The sequence below is a fragment of the Corynebacterium sp. PCR 32 genome, from assembly GCF_037464985.1.
Taxonomy (GTDB): Bacteria; Actinomycetota; Actinomycetes; order Mycobacteriales; family Mycobacteriaceae; genus Corynebacterium; species Corynebacterium kroppenstedtii_D.
On record NZ_JBAHVL010000005.1, the window covers coordinates 109131 to 127085 of the forward strand.

The window sequence follows — 17955 nt, forward strand, 5'->3', positions numbered from 1 at the left end:
GACGCACGCGTCTCATTCATCGGGCCCCTCGACACGTTCCGACCAATCATGCCATTCCAGGCTATCGACGGGATCCGCGGGGGTAAGCTCTGAGGTGTCAGTCGGAAAATTCCGTACGGCCCCTTTACCGGTGGTGCGGGTTTCAAATCGGACGCTGACCACACCATGCCCAGATCCTTGCACCCACCCGTGACCATACTTGGAATGATGGACGTCGAGGGTTGCAGGCCACACCACCGGCTTTTCTCCCTGAAGAACAGCCTGGCCATGATCTTCTTCATCACCGGTGCCACTGTCATCGACACTGGCGACCTTATCCCCATCCGGTCTCGCTATGTCATCACTGTCAGCCTTCGTCAACGCAGCGATAGCAGACACGACTCCCGCTTCAAAATCAGCGCCGTCGATGTTCGCAGGGGCCGCCCCTGCCTCAACAGAGGGCTCGAGGTCCGGAAACAATGCTTCCTGGCGCGCCGCCTCCAACCCCGATAACGACACCCCAACTAGGCGAACCGCTCCACCCACCGCAGGGTCAACGGCAAGACGACGTGCAACGCGAAAGAGAGCATCCCAGTCTGTCGTCGGAAAAGGGAGGGTCTCTGACCGGGTATGCTGCTCAAAATCAGCGTGTTTAAGCTTCACCGTAATTGTTCGGGCTCCGCGACCATCTTTCATCAGGCGAGCATGTGCTTTTGCCAACGACGAACGAATCCCCTCACGTACCTCATCCACAGAGGTGAGATCCTCGCTGAACGTCGATTCCGAGGATACTTGCTTCGCTTCAGCACGCGGAGCCACGCGTCGTGGATCGTGTCCTTGAGCAAGACTCCACAAAGCTGGACCGTTCGTCTTCCCCAAGGTCATTTCCACATCGATCCGAGACATTTGCGCGAACTGTTCGATAGTCCGAACCCCAATATCGGCCAATTTAGCCTCCGCTACCGGACCAATCCCCCATAGTTTTCTCACCGGAAGTGGATCAAGAATAGCGTGTTGGTGCTCCGCGGAGATAACGACAGTTCCATCCGGCTTCGCCAGGCCAGACCCGATTTTCGCATACTGCTTTCCAGAGCCAGCTCCCACCGACGACGACAACCCTGTCTCCTGCATGATGCGGTCTCTCAGGTGATGAGCCCAGTCACGAACCTCGTCCGATGAGGCACCATGGAGTTCGTCTGGTTCCATGAAGGCTTCGTCAACGCTGAGCTGTTCAATGAGTCCGGCCTCGTCACGAATTATGTCCATGACACGCCGTGACGCAGTTTGATATACGGGGAAACGAGGACGCACGGTAATCCCGGTATAGCCGACAAGCCGACGAGCACGCATCATCGGCATCGCCGAGTGGACGCCGAACTTGCGCGCCTCATACGACGCTCCGGCGACCACACCGCGTCCGGATACACCACCCACCAACACTGGGCGGCCTCGCAGAGTCGGTCGCGTGAGCTGCTCACATGACGCGAAGAACGCATCCATGTCGATATGCAGCACCCACCGATCCTGAGCTACCCCGTGGAGCATTGACCTAGGCAGGAGTACTCGCGATTGCTACCGTAGCAAAGCATCCATCAGCAACATCGGTAGCGCTGCTCGGAGCCTCAGCAATATCTTTGACAGCGACCGATGTGGCCAAAACTTCTGCCGCGATGGTGTCCTTCTGCGATTCAGCTAGGTCCACTTTGTCCACGGGAACATAAATGGTCAACGCAATGCGATCGGTGACGTTAAGGCCAGCGTCTTTACGTGCATCCTGAATCCCGCGAATGCGGTCCGCAGCCCATCCCTCAGCCTCCAATTCTGGGGTCATCGTTGTATCAATTACAACGAGACCACGTGTTCCCGACACTTCAGCAGTCGTGTCAGGGTTCACAGCAACCAGCCGCCGGGTAAACTCTTCGGGCGTGAGATCGATACCGTCGGCGTGTAGACCATCTCCGTCGATCGTGTAGTTGCCCGCTTTTACAGCCTTAATAACGCGCTGTACATCTTTACCCAATCGCGGACCCGCGATGCGCGCATTGACAACTGCTTCACATCGGCCAACTGAATTAACATCATCAGTCAAGAAGACATCCTTGACATTGACTTCGTCACGCATAATGTCAACAAAAGGTTGCACCGAAGTCGACTGTGGCATCGCCACCGTCATCGACAGTAGGGGCAAACGATTGCGCAGATGATGCGCCTTCCGTAACGACGACGCAGCCGAACACACCGACCGAACATCATCCATTGCCGCAACCAAACCAGGATCGGCCGGAATATCATCAGACGACGGCCACGCGGCCAAATGCACTGAGCGCCCTCCGGTAAGAGCCCGCCACAACACCTCAGACAACATGGGCAGCAGCGGGGCTGTCACTCGGGTTAGCGTCTCCAAGACCGTGTACAACGTATTAAAGGCCTCCGGCTTGACGGTGTCGCCCGCCCAGAAACGATCACGAGACCTGCGCACATACCAGTTCGTCAGCGCATCGCAGAACCGCCGAACTGCATCCGTCGCACGAGCAACGTCAGTGTTATCCAAGGCTTTCGTAACATCCTCAACCGTCTCATGCAGCTTCGCAAGGATATACCGATCCAACACATTCGTTGACGACGTCGACCACTCCGCTGGCTTCGATGCATATAGCGCCAAGAACGAGTACGCGTTCCACATCGGTAACATCGCTTGGCGAACACCCTCACGGATCCCATCCTCAGTCACAATAAGGTTCCCGCCACGCAGAATCGGCGATGACATCAGGAACCACCGCATTGCGTCCGAACCATCACGATGAAAAACCTCATTGACGCTCGGGTAGTTACCCTTCGACTTCGACATCTTCAGTCCGTCGTTGCCCAACACAATTCCGTGAGCGACCACGCGTTTAAACGCAGGCCGATCAAACAGTGCGGTCGCTAACACATGTAACGTGTAGAACCACCCGCGAGTCTGTCCTGAATACTCAACGACAAAGTCCGCTGGCGCATGGTCCTCAAACCACTTTTGGTTCTCAAATGGGTAATGCACCTGCGCAAACGGCATGGAACCAGACTCAAACCAGCAATCCAACACTTCAGGGACACGACGCATCGTCGACTTTCCCGTCGGATCATCAGGATTGGGGCGGGTGAGTTGGTCGATATATGGACGATGCAACGACTCCGGACGCCTACCAAAGTCCCGTTCCAGCTCATCCAACGACCCGTACACATCAACACGCGGATATTCGTTGCTATCTGACACCCACACAGGAATCGGCGAGCCCCAGTACCGGTTACGAGAAATATTCCAGTCTCGAGCACCTTCGAGCCATTTCCCAAACTGGCCGTCCCGAATATGCTCTGGTAGCCACTCAATCTGCTCATGGTTCAGCTCAACCATGCGATCACGGAACGTCGTTACCGACACAAACCACGATGGCAGCGCCATGTAAATCAGCGGCTCACCCGAGCGCCACGAATGAGGATATGAGTGCTCAATCGTCTGGTGGCGGACTACACGCTGGGCGTCCTTCAGATCCTTAATAATCTGTTTGTTTGCATCAAATACAAGCTGGCCTTGGTACTCCGGAACCTCCGAAGTGAACCTTCCGTCAGCATCAACAGGAATAACCACCGGGATATCGAACTGGTTCGTGGTATTCATATCGTCCTCGCCAAACGCGGGGGCTTGATGAACGATACCCGTGCCGTCCTCGGTCGTCACATATTCAGCAGGCAGGATCTGGAAAGAATTCGGATTATCTTTGAAGTAGCCAAAGATCGGCTCGTAGGTCAGGCCCACAAGGTCACTACCCGGATGAGTCGACAGGATCGTGTGATCCTCACCCAGTTCCTTCGTATATGCGCCGACAAGGTCCTCAGCCAAGAGAACACGCTGGCCAGCAAACTCGGCGAGGCCCTGACTACCCACCTCAATCTCGACATACGTGACATTTGGGTGCACAGCCAAAGCAAGGTTCGATGGAAGTGTCCATGGCGTTGTCGTCCAGGCTAAAGCCAAGGCTCCCACCAAGCTAGGATCTGCGTCAGCCCCGTCGTTCACACCAGTGACGGGGAACGTGACCGTCAGTGTCGGATCTTGCCGGACCTTATACGAATCATCAAGGCGCGTTTCCTGATTTGACAAGGGGGTATGCTCGGCCCAGGAATAGGGCAACACACGGAATCCCTGGTAGATCAGACCTTTGTCATAGAGGGTTTTAAACGCCCACATGACAGATTCCATAAAATCCAGGTTCATGGTCTTATAGCCATGCTCGAAATCGACCCACCGCGCCTGCCGAGTAACGTATTCTTTCCACTCTTCGGTATAGCGAAGAACAGACTTACCGCAATACTCGTTGAAGGCTTCGAGACCCATCGCCTCAATCTGGCCTTTATCTTTAATCCCAAGCTGCTTCTCAGCTTCCAGCTCTGCGGGAAGTCCATGGCAATCCCAGCCAAACACGCGGGCCACTTTCTTGCCACGCATCGTCTGGTATCGAGGAATAATATCTTTCACATACCCCGTCAATAAGTGTCCATAATGGGGCAAACCGTTCGCAAACGGTGGCCCGTCATAGAAAACATATTCAGAGCCGCCATCACACCGGTCAACAGACTCGTCGAATGTCCGGTCCTTCCTCCAAAAATCAAGGACCTTCAACTCCATATCGGCAAATCGTGTCGCCCCATCAGCAAGGTCAACCCGCGGATATGCCCCGCCAGCCGGGGTCGCATCCTCAGGTTTCCGTGAACAGTCAGGATTTGTGGTCAACGAGCTTTCCGACACTGTGAGCTCCTCTTTTTCTACGCTATTATGAACTACTAACGACGTAACCAAGCCCATGAGCGAACAGTGCCATACACAAGAAAGACGGCCCGGCACGCGTCCACCACCGCTCAGCAACGCTAAGCCAGGGACGCTCACGCGCGGTACCACCCTGATTGGATAGATCTCGTATGATGGTGGTCGCATACGCAACTGCATCTAAGCTATCCCACTCAATTCTCGGCCGTAACGATGCCGTACCGCTTGGTTCTACTAAAGCATGATCAACAGAGTGAGCAGGGCACACCTACCGTGCCATCGACTGCTGACATGCTTGTTCTTCCAAGTCGCTCCCCGGAGATAGCCGGATCACCGCGAATAAACAAGACTATACGGGATACTCCCCGATGCTTAAAGTCCACACAAAAACAACAGGTGTCAGTCCCTGTGATGCGGATGGTGCGTTTTCTCTCGTGCACCCTTGCGTTTGACCATTGTGTCAATAACGACGATAAGGACACCAATAGCACCAACGATAATGCACGCGATCGCCCATGCCTTCGATGCTGTCAGCAAAGCCACCACGAGAAAGACAAAAGCCATAAGGGCTAACAGCAAAGCTAAAACAGTCATAACCACATCCTTTTGTTCATCATCAGAATACCAAACCCAATAAACAACAGAAATCAGCCCACCGAGGGTGGTAAACCCACGGCGGGCTGAAAAGTAAAGACAGAAACTAATTAGTCATTAGACTCCAGTTGTCCAGCGGGAGCAGCGGAACCACGCGAATTCAAATCCTCAAGTTGAGCCTCAAGGAAAGTCTTCAAACGGGTACGGTACTCGCGCTCGAAGGTACGAAGCTCTTCAATACGAGCTTCCAAAGCATCCTGCTGCTTCTTTACCGTTGCCATGATCTCAGCGTGCTTACGTTCAGCATCACCACGCAACTGATCTGCCTTCTCTTGAGCAGAACGAACCTGGGCTTCAGATTGCGCAGTCGCATCAGAGAGCATGGTCTCAGACTTCTGCTTCGCATCTGCGACCATCGTCTCAGACTGCCTGCGGGCCTCAGCGATCATCGAATCCGACTTCTGCTGAGCCTCATTCAGCTGGGCAGAGGAACGAGACTCAGCATCAGCCAACGTGCGTCGCGACGACTCGTCAGCATCAGCAACAGTCTTATTGGCCGCAGCGCGAGCTTCGTCGAGCATCGACTGAGATTCTTGTCGAGCATCGTTAGTGAGACGATCTGCCATCTCCTGAGCTAAACTCAGCACTCGAGCAGCCTGCATATGAGTCTCAGCGTTAGCGTCCGCCTCATCGTCAACAACAAGCGCTGCGGCAGCCTGCGAAGCCTGACCATCCGACTCAAAACGAGCATGAGCATCGGACTCACCCTGCTTACGCGCTTCCACTAAGCGCGCCTCATACTCAGCCTCAAGGTTGCGACGAATTTTTTGCTCAACATCTCGACGGATCGACTGTTCAAGCTCACCACGAACTTGACTCTCAATCTGTGCACGCAAAGCGGATTCATCAACCGACGCCGCACCATCTGACACTGCCGCTGCAGACGACGTAGATGCAGCTGAGCTACCCTCCACCGCACTCTTTAGTTCAGAGTTTTCATCAAGCAGCTCACTGAGGGTGTCTTCGACAAGGTCGAGGAACTGATCAACCTCGTCCTCGTTGTAGCCACGCTTGCCGATCGGCGGCTTGCTGAACGCTACGTTATGCACATCAGCGGGGGTCAGCTGCATGGAATTTCCCTTCACTTTCATACGAAACCTCTACCGTCACTCGTCAGGAAAGACGAACTCCGATAACATTCCGTGGTCTTCATTCTATCTCTGGAAACGCAGTTGTCAGTTCAACTTTAACTTCATTGTTAACGCCTTACACGTTACATCGCCAAGAAAAAGTTCTGATCACTAGAGCAAGACCAATCTCGGCAGCAACGAGCTCCCGTCAACCGGTCGATGCTATTTCCTGCGATCTCAAATATTTGAGTACCGTCGTTAGTCTACCGCACTATGCCCCAAAAGGCGCATCACGTGCCGGCGTTTCTTACTAATTTCCACTGCTACCGGACCATCAGACCAGACGGATGGAAGATCATCGCGATAACCTCCAATGCGAAAAACAAAACTAGAATGGAGAGGTCAAGCCCCACGCCACCCCCTAGTTTCAATGGAGGAATAAGCTTCCTTAACGCTTTGACCGGCGGATCCGTAACAACAAAAAATGGCTCCGCAACCAACGCAAACCACCGAGGAGGCTGCCATGACCGAGAAAAAGCGGCGATCATCTCCACCACGATCCTAACAATCAGGATGAAAGAGTAGATCCTCGCAATCGTGTAGATAGTTAGCGAAAGAGCAGTCACACGCGTCCTTTATCACAATAAACAGTTATTACGACACAGCGTACCGGAAGTTCTCAGTCTCCAAAGAGTCAGAAAACCTACAGTTGCTCTCTTTGCTCGTCATCCAACGTCACATCTTTCGGAACCAACGCGAACTTGCGGGTCGTGAGCTGCTCCGTCTTCCCATCTAAAGCAATTTGGATTCCGGCCGCAAAATCGGCCACACGTTGCGCCTGAGACTTTTCCAACGCAGATACGTCGTAGACGACGATATCGCCATTGCGAAAAGCCTCTCCGATCTGCCGAGCCTGACGAAATTCAGCAAGTGTAATACGAACGATCTCGGGTTCATGAACGTCATCAGACTCAGGCAGACGTGGTTCTGGCGCTGCCGATGAATAATATCGCGATCCACTATAGGTTCCGCCTGACCGGTAGCTATAGCCATCACGCGAATAAGAATCAACGTGATGCTCTCGCTCTACGGGACGATCATCGTAATCACCGTAGTCCTCATACTCATCTTCATAATAGCTATCACGTTTATAATCTTCTACAGGCTGAAGGCCAAAGAATTCTTTTACCTTATCCATTGAGCCGGCCATAGTAGGGTCCTTCCTCCGTTGATATGGTCACAAAGTTACTGGCCTAGATCCAAGAATAGCCGTTCCGACACGCACAACTGTTGATCCAGCAGCAATCGCACTGTCTATATCGTTCGACATTCCCGCCGATAACCCGCCGTGACCTCCGTGTTTACGGTACAACAGATCAGATAGTTCAGCAGCATAGTCAAACACTTGCGCTGGGTTTTTATCTCGCGGCGGTACCACCATGAGACCCTCCAACGTAAGATACTCTGACGAGCTTACCGCGTCAGCGATGTCATCAAGCTCCTTTTCGGAAGCCCCACCCCGCGCAGGATCTCCATCAACGCTCCACTGAATAAAAGTAGGAAGTCGACTCACGTTGTTCTCCACGCCAATACGCTCACCTGCATCAATAGCACGTTTCATCCCGTTATCGAGGCCACGAGCAATTTTCACACGATCAACAGTGTGAACACGGTGTGCCCAGCGAGCAATATGGTTCGTCTTTTTCGACTGAATCTGGCCAATCATGTCAATAGCTAGGCGACGACCACTGGCATGAAGGTGGTAATGCTTATCCCGCGCTTCCTGCTCACGACTCTCACCGACGACGCGCACCCCACAGGAAGCCAACACTTCTAGGTCATCAACAGGGTGGAATTTGGTGACCGGCACCAGCTCGATGTCTTGAGGGTCCCTTCCTACCGAGGTAGCGACACGGGCAATATGGGAAGCAACATCGTTAAGCCGTAGCGCCAACTCCGTGTGACGATCCCCATGAGGCGACGTCATCCGACCGCTCCTTCCTAACCACTCACGATAGGTCCGCACGTCCACAACTCACTTAGATCCCCAGGCGTCCGACGGCATCCACACCACAGCAGCCTGGCGACCAGTCACACCGTCACGTCGATATGAAAAGAAGGTCTCCTTGTCAGTAATTGTGCACCTAGGATCGGCATCAATCGCTGTCACCCCCAACCCCATGAGCTGGCGCACAAGGCCCCGTCGCAAATCAAGCCCTGATGTTCCCCACCGTGTCGTACTCGCCGAACCCGGGAGATGTGCCTCCACGTCACGAACCATGTCAGCCGGAACCTCATACTGCTCGCCCGACGCTGCCGCGCCAACCAATGCATGCATGTGCGCGGGTTTGGCGCCACATTGAATCATCGCCTCCATAGTCGCTTTAACAATCCCATTGCGAGCCCCTCGACGACCTGCGTGTATTGCAGCAATGATGCCCGAAACATCATCCGACAACAACAATGGAACGCAGTCAGCCGTCAAGACGACGAGAGCTAAATCTCGTTCGGTCGTTACTATCGCATCCGTTGCTTCAATTGGACTGGCCAGCGCACTGTTAACAACGGTGACAGTTGAGGAATGGATCTGCTCCATGTAGAGGATCCGATCCTTTGGCAAGCCAATCACATGAGCCAGATGTGCACGATTATGTGCGACGGAGGCTGAATCGTCTCCAACATGATCGCCAAGGTTAAAAGAGTCATACGGCGCGCAGGAAACCCCGCCGACGCGCGTGGTCATCATTTTGCGGACACGACGAGGTGCGTACTCAGTTCTTTTGCTAGTCACGTAAATTGTACCGATTTGTTGCTATGGCCCTGCAATCCTTGCCACGAGCCCTCAGAAGAACGGCAAATCCAGGTCATCGCCATCATCTTTGATGCGCGGTGACTGCGTCTGCTGGCCACCACGCTGAGGCTCGGAGGGGCTATCAGAAAAGCTATGACGACTCCCGGATGTGAATAACCCACGGCTGGCTTCTGATGAGCCTAACCCACCACTTTGACGAGCATTAGGTGAACTATCTGCATTTCCGTACAGATCATGTGTACCATTGTGATCCCGTTTATCGGCGGACTGTGGCGTCGAGCTTCCAAAGTTCCGGTCTGCAGCACCGTGCTCACGACGCTGGAACGAGGATGTCATATGTTCACGCGCCCCATTAGAACCCACCGGCGATGCACCCGCCGGTTGGCCGGCGAACACGTCCCTCGCGGTTGATTCGCGTGGAGCAGGTGTCGCTTGAGAATTGGCTGGTTGCGCGGCATGCGCCCCACCTGACGGTTCAGGACTGTCATCAAAACCCGTCGCAATGACAGTAACACGTACCTCATCACCGAGGTTCTCATCGATGATGGTGCCAAAAATGATATTGGCATCATCGGAGGCTAAGTTAGCAACAACATTTGCCGCATCATTGACCTCGAAGAGGCCAATGTCTGATCCTCCGGCGAAGGAAAGCAAAACACCGTGAGCTCCCTCCATCGTATTCTCCAGCAGAGGAGAGCTAATTGCTAACTCCGTTGCTTGGGCAGCACGCCCCTCTCCCCGAGCTGCACCGATACCCATCAATGCCGACCCCGCATCGGACATCACGGAGCGAACGTCAGCGAAGTCCACGTTAATCACGCCAGGAGTTGTAATGAGGTCAGTGATACCTCGAACACCGTTGTGGAGGACCTCATCGGCTTGACGGAAGGCTTCCATCATCGAAACGTTCTTATCGCCCATCTGAAGCAGGCGATCATTCGGAATAACAATGAGGGTGTCGCACACATCCCGTAAAGCTTCAATCCCCTCAAGAGCTTGTTTGGTACGACGCGGCCCTTCAAAAGTGAAGGGCCGGGTAACGACTCCAACGGTCAGCGCCCCTTGTTTCTTTGCAATGCTAGCCACCACGGGTGCTGCACCGGTTCCAGTTCCGCCACCCTCACCCGCGGTAACGAAGACCATGTCCGCACCCTGCAAAGTAGATTCAATCTGATCACGATGATCCTCAGCAGATTTTCGCCCCACCTCAGGGTTAGCTCCGGCCCCAAGGCCACGTGTCGCTTCGCGGCCAATATCTAGTTTAACGTCCGCGTCAGTGAACATAAGCGCCTGTGAATCGGTGTTCACGGCGATGAATTCGACTCCCTTGAGACCATCTTCAATCATGCGATTGACAGCGTTGACGCCGCCGCCGCCAACGCCAACCACTTTGATGATGGCGAGGTAGTTATCCGATGTCGTCATGGTTGTAGGGCTCGCCTTTCGTTACACGATTTATCACTATCGAACATTAGGGTCTGCGCAAAGACTACAGGATGTCACCGCCTTGATTGCATAAGCGCCTCGGCACGTAGCGAAAAATTTATTTTCCTCGTTTCCATAATCCTTGTCGCCGCACTAAAAACGTGGAGTTTTAATAATTCGGCGTGTCGGAAGTCTAAACCTCAACTTGAGAGTTGACCTGCAGTTATAGTTCACACTACCCCTTTACTGCCACCTGAGTTGGATTAGATATGTTCCATTCTTTGCCATCTCTCCGAAGTACAACCTTCGTCGCCTCAGCTTTAGATGCCGCATTATTGCCACTCCCCCAATTCACTTTTCTCGAGTCTTTGAAAACTAACGAAATATCGTTCTCATTCTGAGCTTCAATATGATCGATGCGATCAATAAGATCAGGCGCATGCTCCCCCACGGCCTGAGCGACGGCAGCGACACCTCGCGCAGTATCCCCGTTACTCGGCATGCCGCCATTAAGCTTCAAGGCACCACGCGGATGCGGCGAGACGTCAAACTCGCGACCATCACTGTCAAAAAGGTGGTCACCATGATCCTCAACATAGAATGCAACCGCAGTTTCTTTCACCGTGATAGAAACGGTACCCGGCCATGAACGGTTCACCGTCGCCTCAGTTATCCAGGGCAAGTCAAGGATGTGCACCGCAGCCGAGCGGGTATCAACCCGCGTCATATTCTGGCCAGTTTTGATCCCGGAGGCAGCAATCACTGCCGATTGTGGAGTGTGCCCATTACCTTTTACCGAGAATGACGACACCGTCAAAATCGGCACCATACGAAGGAGTACCGTAATCGCAGCAACAACAAGCACAATAGTGACAGACGCGATCCAGCGTCGACGCCATCGACGCCGTCGACTTTCTCCCCGTGTCTCCTTATACTCTCCCGAATGAATAACGCGCGAATGCTGCCTCTCCTCATCGAGATCAACTGGATCTCCTGAGCTGTGCGCGGACACACCAGTCCCCGGCTGTCTACCTTTAGCACCACCATTCCTACGCGATGACTTTCGTGAACCTTTCACTCGTTCTTCCTATTTATCTCTCGCCGGAACAACATTGATTTTCAACCTACTGCAGCGACTCGTTCAATGCTGCAACAATTGGATCTGCCAGCATAGTGACTGTTCCGGCTCCCATGGTCAAAATAATGTCGCCAGGTCCTGCTATGCTTGCCACCAACCGAGGAACATCATCAATCCGATGTGAGGCATGTGTGGGAATCGTCATCTGATTGATGATCAAGTCACTAGTCACCCCAGGGCGCGGGCGCTCTCGAGCCCCGTAAATATCCATAACAATGGCCTCATCCGCAAGCGACAACGCATGCGCAAAGTCTTCCGCAAATTCCTCAGTTCGGGAGTACATATGGGGTTGAAACACCACGATCACTCGACGTTCACGACCGAGCACCGGCATCATCGATTCGATTTTCTCCCGCGCTGCGGTCAGAACAGCCCGCACTTCAGTCGGGTGGTGAGCATAGTCATCATAGACTGAAGCCCCCTCAAAGTACCCGTGAGCAATAGTTCCGTGTGATTCGAACCGTCGGCGAACCCCCTGGAAACTGTTCACACCGCTCACAGCACGCTCCCAATCAGCACCGACAAGTACTGCCGATGCTATAGCTGCGGCGGCATTAAGCACCATATGAGTTCCAGGGATCTGTATGGCTAGGTGATAAACGCACTCCCCTGTCTGATCTGAGGCGCCGCAGGATACGCCGCCCTGCCTCCCGTCGGGTGGTGCAATACGAATAACAGCGTGGGTAGACTCTGCTTTCGGAGTAATATCCGTAATTTTCACACACATCGGAATCGATGGATGACGCGCGGCAGCCTCCACGGTGCCATATCCCACGACGTGGATCCTCCCATCCCCGTCTTTTATCAGTCGTTCACCGAGTTCCGCAGCCTGCCGATCATCCACACAGATGACCAAAAAACCCCCATCAACGACGCGACCTGCAAACTCATCGAACACCCGGATATAAGATTCTTCTGAACCGTAAAAATCCAAGTGATCTGCTTCAATATTGGTCACAACTGCAACGTTGGGCGAATAGGTCAACAACGATGCATCTGACTCGTCAGCCTCAGCGACAAACACTGAGCCTGTGCCATGATGTGCATTCGTCCCGGTGGTTGAGAGTTGGCCGCCGACAGCAAAACTCGGGTCTAATCCCGCTTGTTGAAGAGCAACGATGGTCAATGAGGTTGTCGACGTTTTTCCGTGAGTTCCCGCGATCAGTAATCCTACATGGTCGCGGAGAAGTGCTCCCAACACATCTGACCGCGTTACAACAGGGATCCCGAGTTCACGAGCCCGGATGAGCTCAGCATTATCCTGTGGAATTGCAGCAAATGAGGTCACCACGCAGGTCGGTGTCTCTGATGTGAGTGCAAGGTTGTCCGCGCAATGTTCTGTCGCGATCACCGCCCCAGCAGCCCGCAAAGCCAAGATCGTGCGGGACTCTTTCATGTCTGAACCAGTCACCGTGTAGCCACGATCCAATAAGATACGTGCTACTCCAGACATTCCGACGCCACCGATACCCACCATATGGACGTGATGGAGATCTTCTACAGTAATCTCATGCGCGGGGTTAGCGCGTCTCTCGTGGAGGGTGAGTTCCTCAGGTTGGCAGCGAGAAATGCCAACGCCCTTGGCTGTCGGCGTGCCCAGCGCACCCGCATTGTCATCGATTTTCGGCACGTGCATCTACTCCTTGGTTTCACATTATGTGGATCGAGGCTACCGAGCCGCGTGAATCACACGTTGGGCGATATCATCAGCGGCATTAGCATGTCCGCTCTTGAGAGTATTCTCCCTCATCACCGCCAGGACATCAGCGTTAGTGATCATGGGAATCACTTTATCGACGATGGTATGCGACCTCAGGCTGTCATCATTGATCAGTATCGCGCCCGAATTATCGACAACTGTCTTGGCATTGAGGGCCTGCTCACCATTGCCATGAGGTAAAGGCACGTAAACAGCGGGGATACCCGCAGCAGAAACCTCAGCAACAGTCATCGCCCCCGACCGGCAAACAATCATATCGGCGGCGCTCAACGCGAGGTCCATCCGGGAGATATACGGCACAGCGACGTAGGGAGGGGTCCCATCGACGTGACATACCTCCACTGAATTCTTTTTTCCATAAGCATGAAGAACAGACACACCGGCTGCACCGAGTTCGCGTGACGCACCCGATACTGCAGTGTTCAACGACCTTGCCCCCTGCGATCCACCAGTGACAAGAAGGACCGGCGCGTGAGGATCAAGTCCGAAAAATTCGCGAGCCTCTGCTCGTAGACCATGGCGGTCAAGCGAACTGATCTCCTTTCGAACGGGGATACCAACAACATCTGCCGAAATACCCGACTGGTCAACAGCCGCGAGGCCTCGACCGCCGAGGCGCACGCCTAATTTATTTGCCATTCCTGCCCGCGCGTTGGCTTCGTGGACAAAAAATGGTATTCGGAGCGATCTGGCCGCGAGATACGCCGGCGCTGAAACATATCCACCAAAGCCAATGAGGACATCAGCATCGACGTCACGCAATATATCCTTCGCTTGTGTCACAGCTCGCCGTATACGAGCAGGAACAGAAAATAGCGATGAACTGAGTTGCCTCGGAATCGGGACAGGATCAATGAGACGCAGATCGTAGCCACGCTCAGGAACGAGCGTACCTTCCAATCCTTTCTTGGTACCTAACGCCGTAACTCTGGCCGACGGCTCCTGACGACGAATCGCATCCGCTACCGCCATCGCAGGTTCGATATGACCGGCTGTTCCACCACCAGCAACAACAATCGACAGGCTCTCTTGTGATACCGCCGCGATCCCCTCTATACCCCCCTGGTTGTCCGAGGGTGGTTGTTTGTCCATATCGTGTCTCCCCTGATAAATACGTGACTGGCGACGAGCAACGGCACCATGTGCATGCCACTGCGCACAACCTACTTCCTATTAAACCCATACTAGCGACGGGGTCCATCATCAAAGGGGCCAAATGTCCCCTTCTTTGGCCTCCGACCAGATGAATATGGGCGACGACCTGATTCAGCGGAGCCTCGACGTGACGTCTGGCGGGCATTGTGACCACGGTGAGATGCTGTGCTCCGAGCTTCATCCTGCATGCGCCGACGACTAGACCTACCACTACGGCGTGTCACCGGCTCCCCGAACTTCTGAACCTCATGGTGGCGGTCCGACAGTGAGCCCCGTCGTAGTGAGCCCATTCGTCCACGATCTCCACGCCGTGCACGACGACTTTCTCGAAGCTCTCCACTCCGCAAGGCACCATCATCACGCCACGGCCCCCGACGCAGAGTCGAAAGATCAAACGCGCGTGGTTCCGGTAAGGCCAAAAGCTTATCGACGACAGGCCTGCCATAGGTCTGCATTGACGACACTGTCTCTGGCTCATGCCGAGCACAGTTAAGAAGCAGCCCCATGGACACAAGCGTGATAATCGCCGACGTGCCTCCTGATGAAATTAACGGCAACTGAATACCGGTGACAGGAAGAAGTCCAGTGACGTAGCCAATGTTAATAAATGCTTGTATCACGATACCGGTTGTCACTGTTGCGGCCATCAATCGTAAAAATGGATCAGATTGGTTCACCGCAATGCGCATCCCCACCCAACCCAACAACGCGAAAAGGAGGATCACAATACTAGCACCAATGAAGCCCATCTCTTCACCGACGACGGCGAAAATAAAATCATTCTTCGCCTCAGGCAGATAGAACCACTTAGCACGCGATTGTCCCAGCCCCTGTCCTAGAAAAGATCCATCACCGAGGGAAAGGAAGCCCTGGTAACTTTGGTACGCTGTGCCCTGAGTATTCGGAAACTTACCAAATAGCGTTTCCTTGAACACCTCAACACGGTTCGACCTAAATCCGGCAGTCAGCGTTAACAGCACCGCAAGTCCCAACCCGCCGGCAATAATCGTCGTTGTGACCCACTTGGGAACGCCCACAAACCACGCCAGGGCCAAGAATACGATCATGACCGACGCCACCATTCCGAGGTCACGTTCAAGGGTGACAAGAATGATGACGAGAACCACGATGCCTGTAAAAAATCCGAATACTTCCCGGATCGACTGAGCATATAGCGCACGCTCGGACAACACTGCAGAACCCCACACAGCAATACAGAGTTTGGCGACCTCCGATGGCTGAATAGTCAGTGGCCCCAAGACCAACCATGACTGAGACCCCATCTGCTGTAAGCCAGTACCCAAACCGGGGATAAGAACCAAAATGAGGAGAAGAACACCCAGCCCCATCGACCACGGAGCCACCTTTTTAATAGTGGTCGGAGACACTCGAAGGGCACAATACAAGCCGACGAGCCCAACTACCACCATCGCGGCCTGTTTGAGAAAATCTGTCCACACGCTGTTGGAATCAGCGAGGGAGGATGCCATCGAACTGGACAGCACCATCAACAATCCTAAGCCGGTCAAAATCGCTGTAATCGCGGCAAGGATATAATAGTCAAACTTCGGCGTCGATGTCGCAGCATCAATCTTGCTGACTACCCTCTCCCACCACATACTCATGCTGTGGGACTTTGATCTCCGATCAGGCTTAGATGTCACGATCTCTGTCCTTCAGTCCCGTGGTGCCGAAGCGCCTGGCAGCGTCTGCAAAAAGGTCACCGCGCTGACCCATTCCTGTGTACATGTCCAGGCTAGCCGCCGCCGGAGCAAGAAGCACGGTATCACCAGGCTGCGCTAAACGACCAGCAGCCTGAACAGCTTCGGTCATAGCAGCGACAGGATCCATCGATGTCACAACGGTCAATGGAATCCGTGGCGCAATCGCCATGAGGCTGCGCCGAATAACCTCTCTATCTTGCCCTAAAACGACAGCCGCTGAGATACGCTCCACGTTCTTTGCAATAACCTCGTCAACACACGCGCCCTTGAGCTGCCCACCGGCAATCCACACACATGAGTCGACCGCAGACAGTGCCGCGTCTGTGGCGTGCGGGTTCGTCGCCTTCGAATTATCAATCCAGCGGATTCCGTCAGCTTCATGCACCACTTGGCCACGATGCTTCTGGACGACGAACGATGAGAGTGCCTCTGCGATCGCGTCCGGTTCCACCCCTTGGGAGCGGGCAATGGCGGTGGCGGCTAGTGCATCTGCGACACCAGCTGCGCCGGGCGGTGAAATGCTCGTAGCATCCGCAATAACTATGCCGTCTGAGTTAGCCGGCGAATAGACACGGTCGACGATTCTTCCGTCGACGATTCCGATCTCTCCGGCACTCGGCTCATCCATGGTGAAACCGATGACGTGCGGGCATGAATCGTCACCATCGTGCGGGGAAACTGGCTCCGAAACAACGTATCGCTTCGCTTCATCACACACGCGCTCATCATCTGAATTGACGACGGCTATATCCCCTCGATACACCCGCGCTTTGTCTCCTGCGTAAGCATCCATCGAGCCGTGCCAGTCAATATGGTCCTCCGCGAGATTTAAGATGACGCCAGCATCAGGAGTAAACGTTGGCGCCCAATGAAGCTGGAAACTCGAAAGTTCAGCCACCATGATGTCCACTCGCGGTGTTTGTGTTAACGCAGTACCCACCGCTACCCCTATGTTTCCTACGGCCTCCGCCGCAGCACCCGCTTTTTCCATCATCGCAGCTAGCATGGACGTGGCGGTTGTTTTACCATTTGTTCCGGTCACCGCCAACCAGGTTCGCGGCTTACCAAACCTCCCATCGCGGTCAGCACACCACGCCAGTTCAACGTCGCCGATCACAGGGATACCTCGCGCCTGAGCATCCCTGAGAAGCGGTGTGTCTGGCCGCCACCCCGGTGATGTGACAATCAACGAGGCCTCGTGAAGACGTGAGTAAGCATCCTGGACCGTCATGGACGATCCCCGATACTGGTGAGCAAGTTCGGTAGCCAAAGAAATATTGCTATCGACGATGCAGACAGACCACCCCAGCTGTCTCACCAATTCCGCGGCTCCTCGACCAGAAACCCCGGCACCAGCAATCCACACTGGTCCTTGTGGTTGAGGGAGGTACGACGAGGATAACTGGATTTGAGACATAATATTCTCTTTCAGTAACTGAAGGTCTATGGGACTCGATTGAGCCTAGGTCTGGTCGCG

At 54.1% G+C, this 17955-nt stretch carries 14 protein-coding genes; all 14 read right to left on the reverse strand.

Features of this window, described 5'->3' with window-relative positions:
* Window positions 1-12 precede the first annotated feature (12 nt).
* Window positions 13-1524 carry a DNA polymerase IV gene (locus tag V5S80_RS07620; RefSeq protein WP_395170169.1) on the reverse strand — a complete coding sequence of 504 codons (1512 nt, stop codon included), beginning with the start codon at window positions 1522-1524 and terminating at the stop codon, window positions 13-15.
* A 4-nt stretch (window positions 1525-1528) separates the two neighbouring features.
* Complete coding sequence (gene ileS / locus V5S80_RS07625) at window positions 1529-4819, reverse strand: isoleucine--tRNA ligase (RefSeq protein WP_395170229.1); 3291 nt, start codon at window positions 4817-4819, stop codon at window positions 1529-1531.
* 360 nt (window positions 4820-5179) lie between these two features.
* Entirely contained in the window at window positions 5180-5374 is a 195-nt protein-coding gene (locus V5S80_RS07630; protein WP_395170170.1) for a hypothetical protein, read from the reverse strand.
* A 110-nt stretch (window positions 5375-5484) separates the two neighbouring features.
* Complete coding sequence (locus tag V5S80_RS07635; RefSeq protein WP_395170171.1) at window positions 5485-6504, reverse strand: DivIVA domain-containing protein; 1020 nt, start codon at window positions 6502-6504, stop codon at window positions 5485-5487.
* Between the two features lie 323 nt (window positions 6505-6827).
* Window positions 6828-7130, reverse strand: coding sequence for a YggT family protein (locus tag V5S80_RS07640; RefSeq protein ID WP_395170172.1), 303 nt, complete (start codon window positions 7128-7130; stop codon window positions 6828-6830).
* Window positions 7131-7207: 77 nt separating this feature from the next.
* Window positions 7208-7714 carry a cell division protein SepF gene (locus V5S80_RS07645; protein WP_395170173.1) on the reverse strand — a complete coding sequence of 169 codons (507 nt, stop codon included), beginning with the start codon at window positions 7712-7714 and terminating at the stop codon, window positions 7208-7210.
* A 27-nt stretch (window positions 7715-7741) separates the two neighbouring features.
* Window positions 7742-8491, reverse strand: a complete 750-nt coding sequence (locus V5S80_RS07650; RefSeq protein ID WP_395170174.1) for a YggS family pyridoxal phosphate-dependent enzyme — start codon at window positions 8489-8491, stop codon at window positions 7742-7744.
* 48 nt (window positions 8492-8539) lie between these two features.
* Window positions 8540-9250 (reverse strand): peptidoglycan editing factor PgeF, encoded by a 711-nt coding sequence (gene pgeF, locus V5S80_RS07655; protein WP_395170230.1) that lies wholly within the window; start codon window positions 9248-9250, stop codon window positions 8540-8542.
* A gap of 96 nt (window positions 9251-9346) precedes the next feature.
* Complete coding sequence (gene ftsZ, locus V5S80_RS07660; protein WP_395170175.1) at window positions 9347-10741, reverse strand: cell division protein FtsZ; 1395 nt, start codon at window positions 10739-10741, stop codon at window positions 9347-9349.
* A 235-nt stretch (window positions 10742-10976) separates the two neighbouring features.
* Entirely contained in the window at window positions 10977-11819 is an 843-nt protein-coding gene (locus tag V5S80_RS07665; protein ID WP_395170176.1) for a cell division protein FtsQ/DivIB, read from the reverse strand.
* A 46-nt stretch (window positions 11820-11865) separates the two neighbouring features.
* Window positions 11866-13356, reverse strand: a complete 1491-nt coding sequence (gene murC, locus V5S80_RS07670; RefSeq protein ID WP_395170231.1) for a UDP-N-acetylmuramate--L-alanine ligase — start codon at window positions 13354-13356, stop codon at window positions 11866-11868.
* A gap of 192 nt (window positions 13357-13548) precedes the next feature.
* Entirely contained in the window at window positions 13549-14691 is a 1143-nt protein-coding gene (gene murG, locus V5S80_RS07675; protein ID WP_395170177.1) for an undecaprenyldiphospho-muramoylpentapeptide beta-N-acetylglucosaminyltransferase, read from the reverse strand.
* Between the two features lie 92 nt (window positions 14692-14783).
* A complete protein-coding gene (locus V5S80_RS07680; protein WP_395170178.1) occupies window positions 14784-16418 on the reverse strand; it encodes an FtsW/RodA/SpoVE family cell cycle protein in 1635 nt (544 codons plus the stop codon).
* A complete protein-coding gene (gene murD / locus V5S80_RS07685) occupies window positions 16408-17898 on the reverse strand; it encodes a UDP-N-acetylmuramoyl-L-alanine--D-glutamate ligase (RefSeq protein WP_395170232.1) in 1491 nt (496 codons plus the stop codon). The genes V5S80_RS07680 and murD overlap by 11 nt, the downstream gene beginning before the upstream one ends.
* Window positions 17899-17955: the final 57 nt, after the last annotated feature.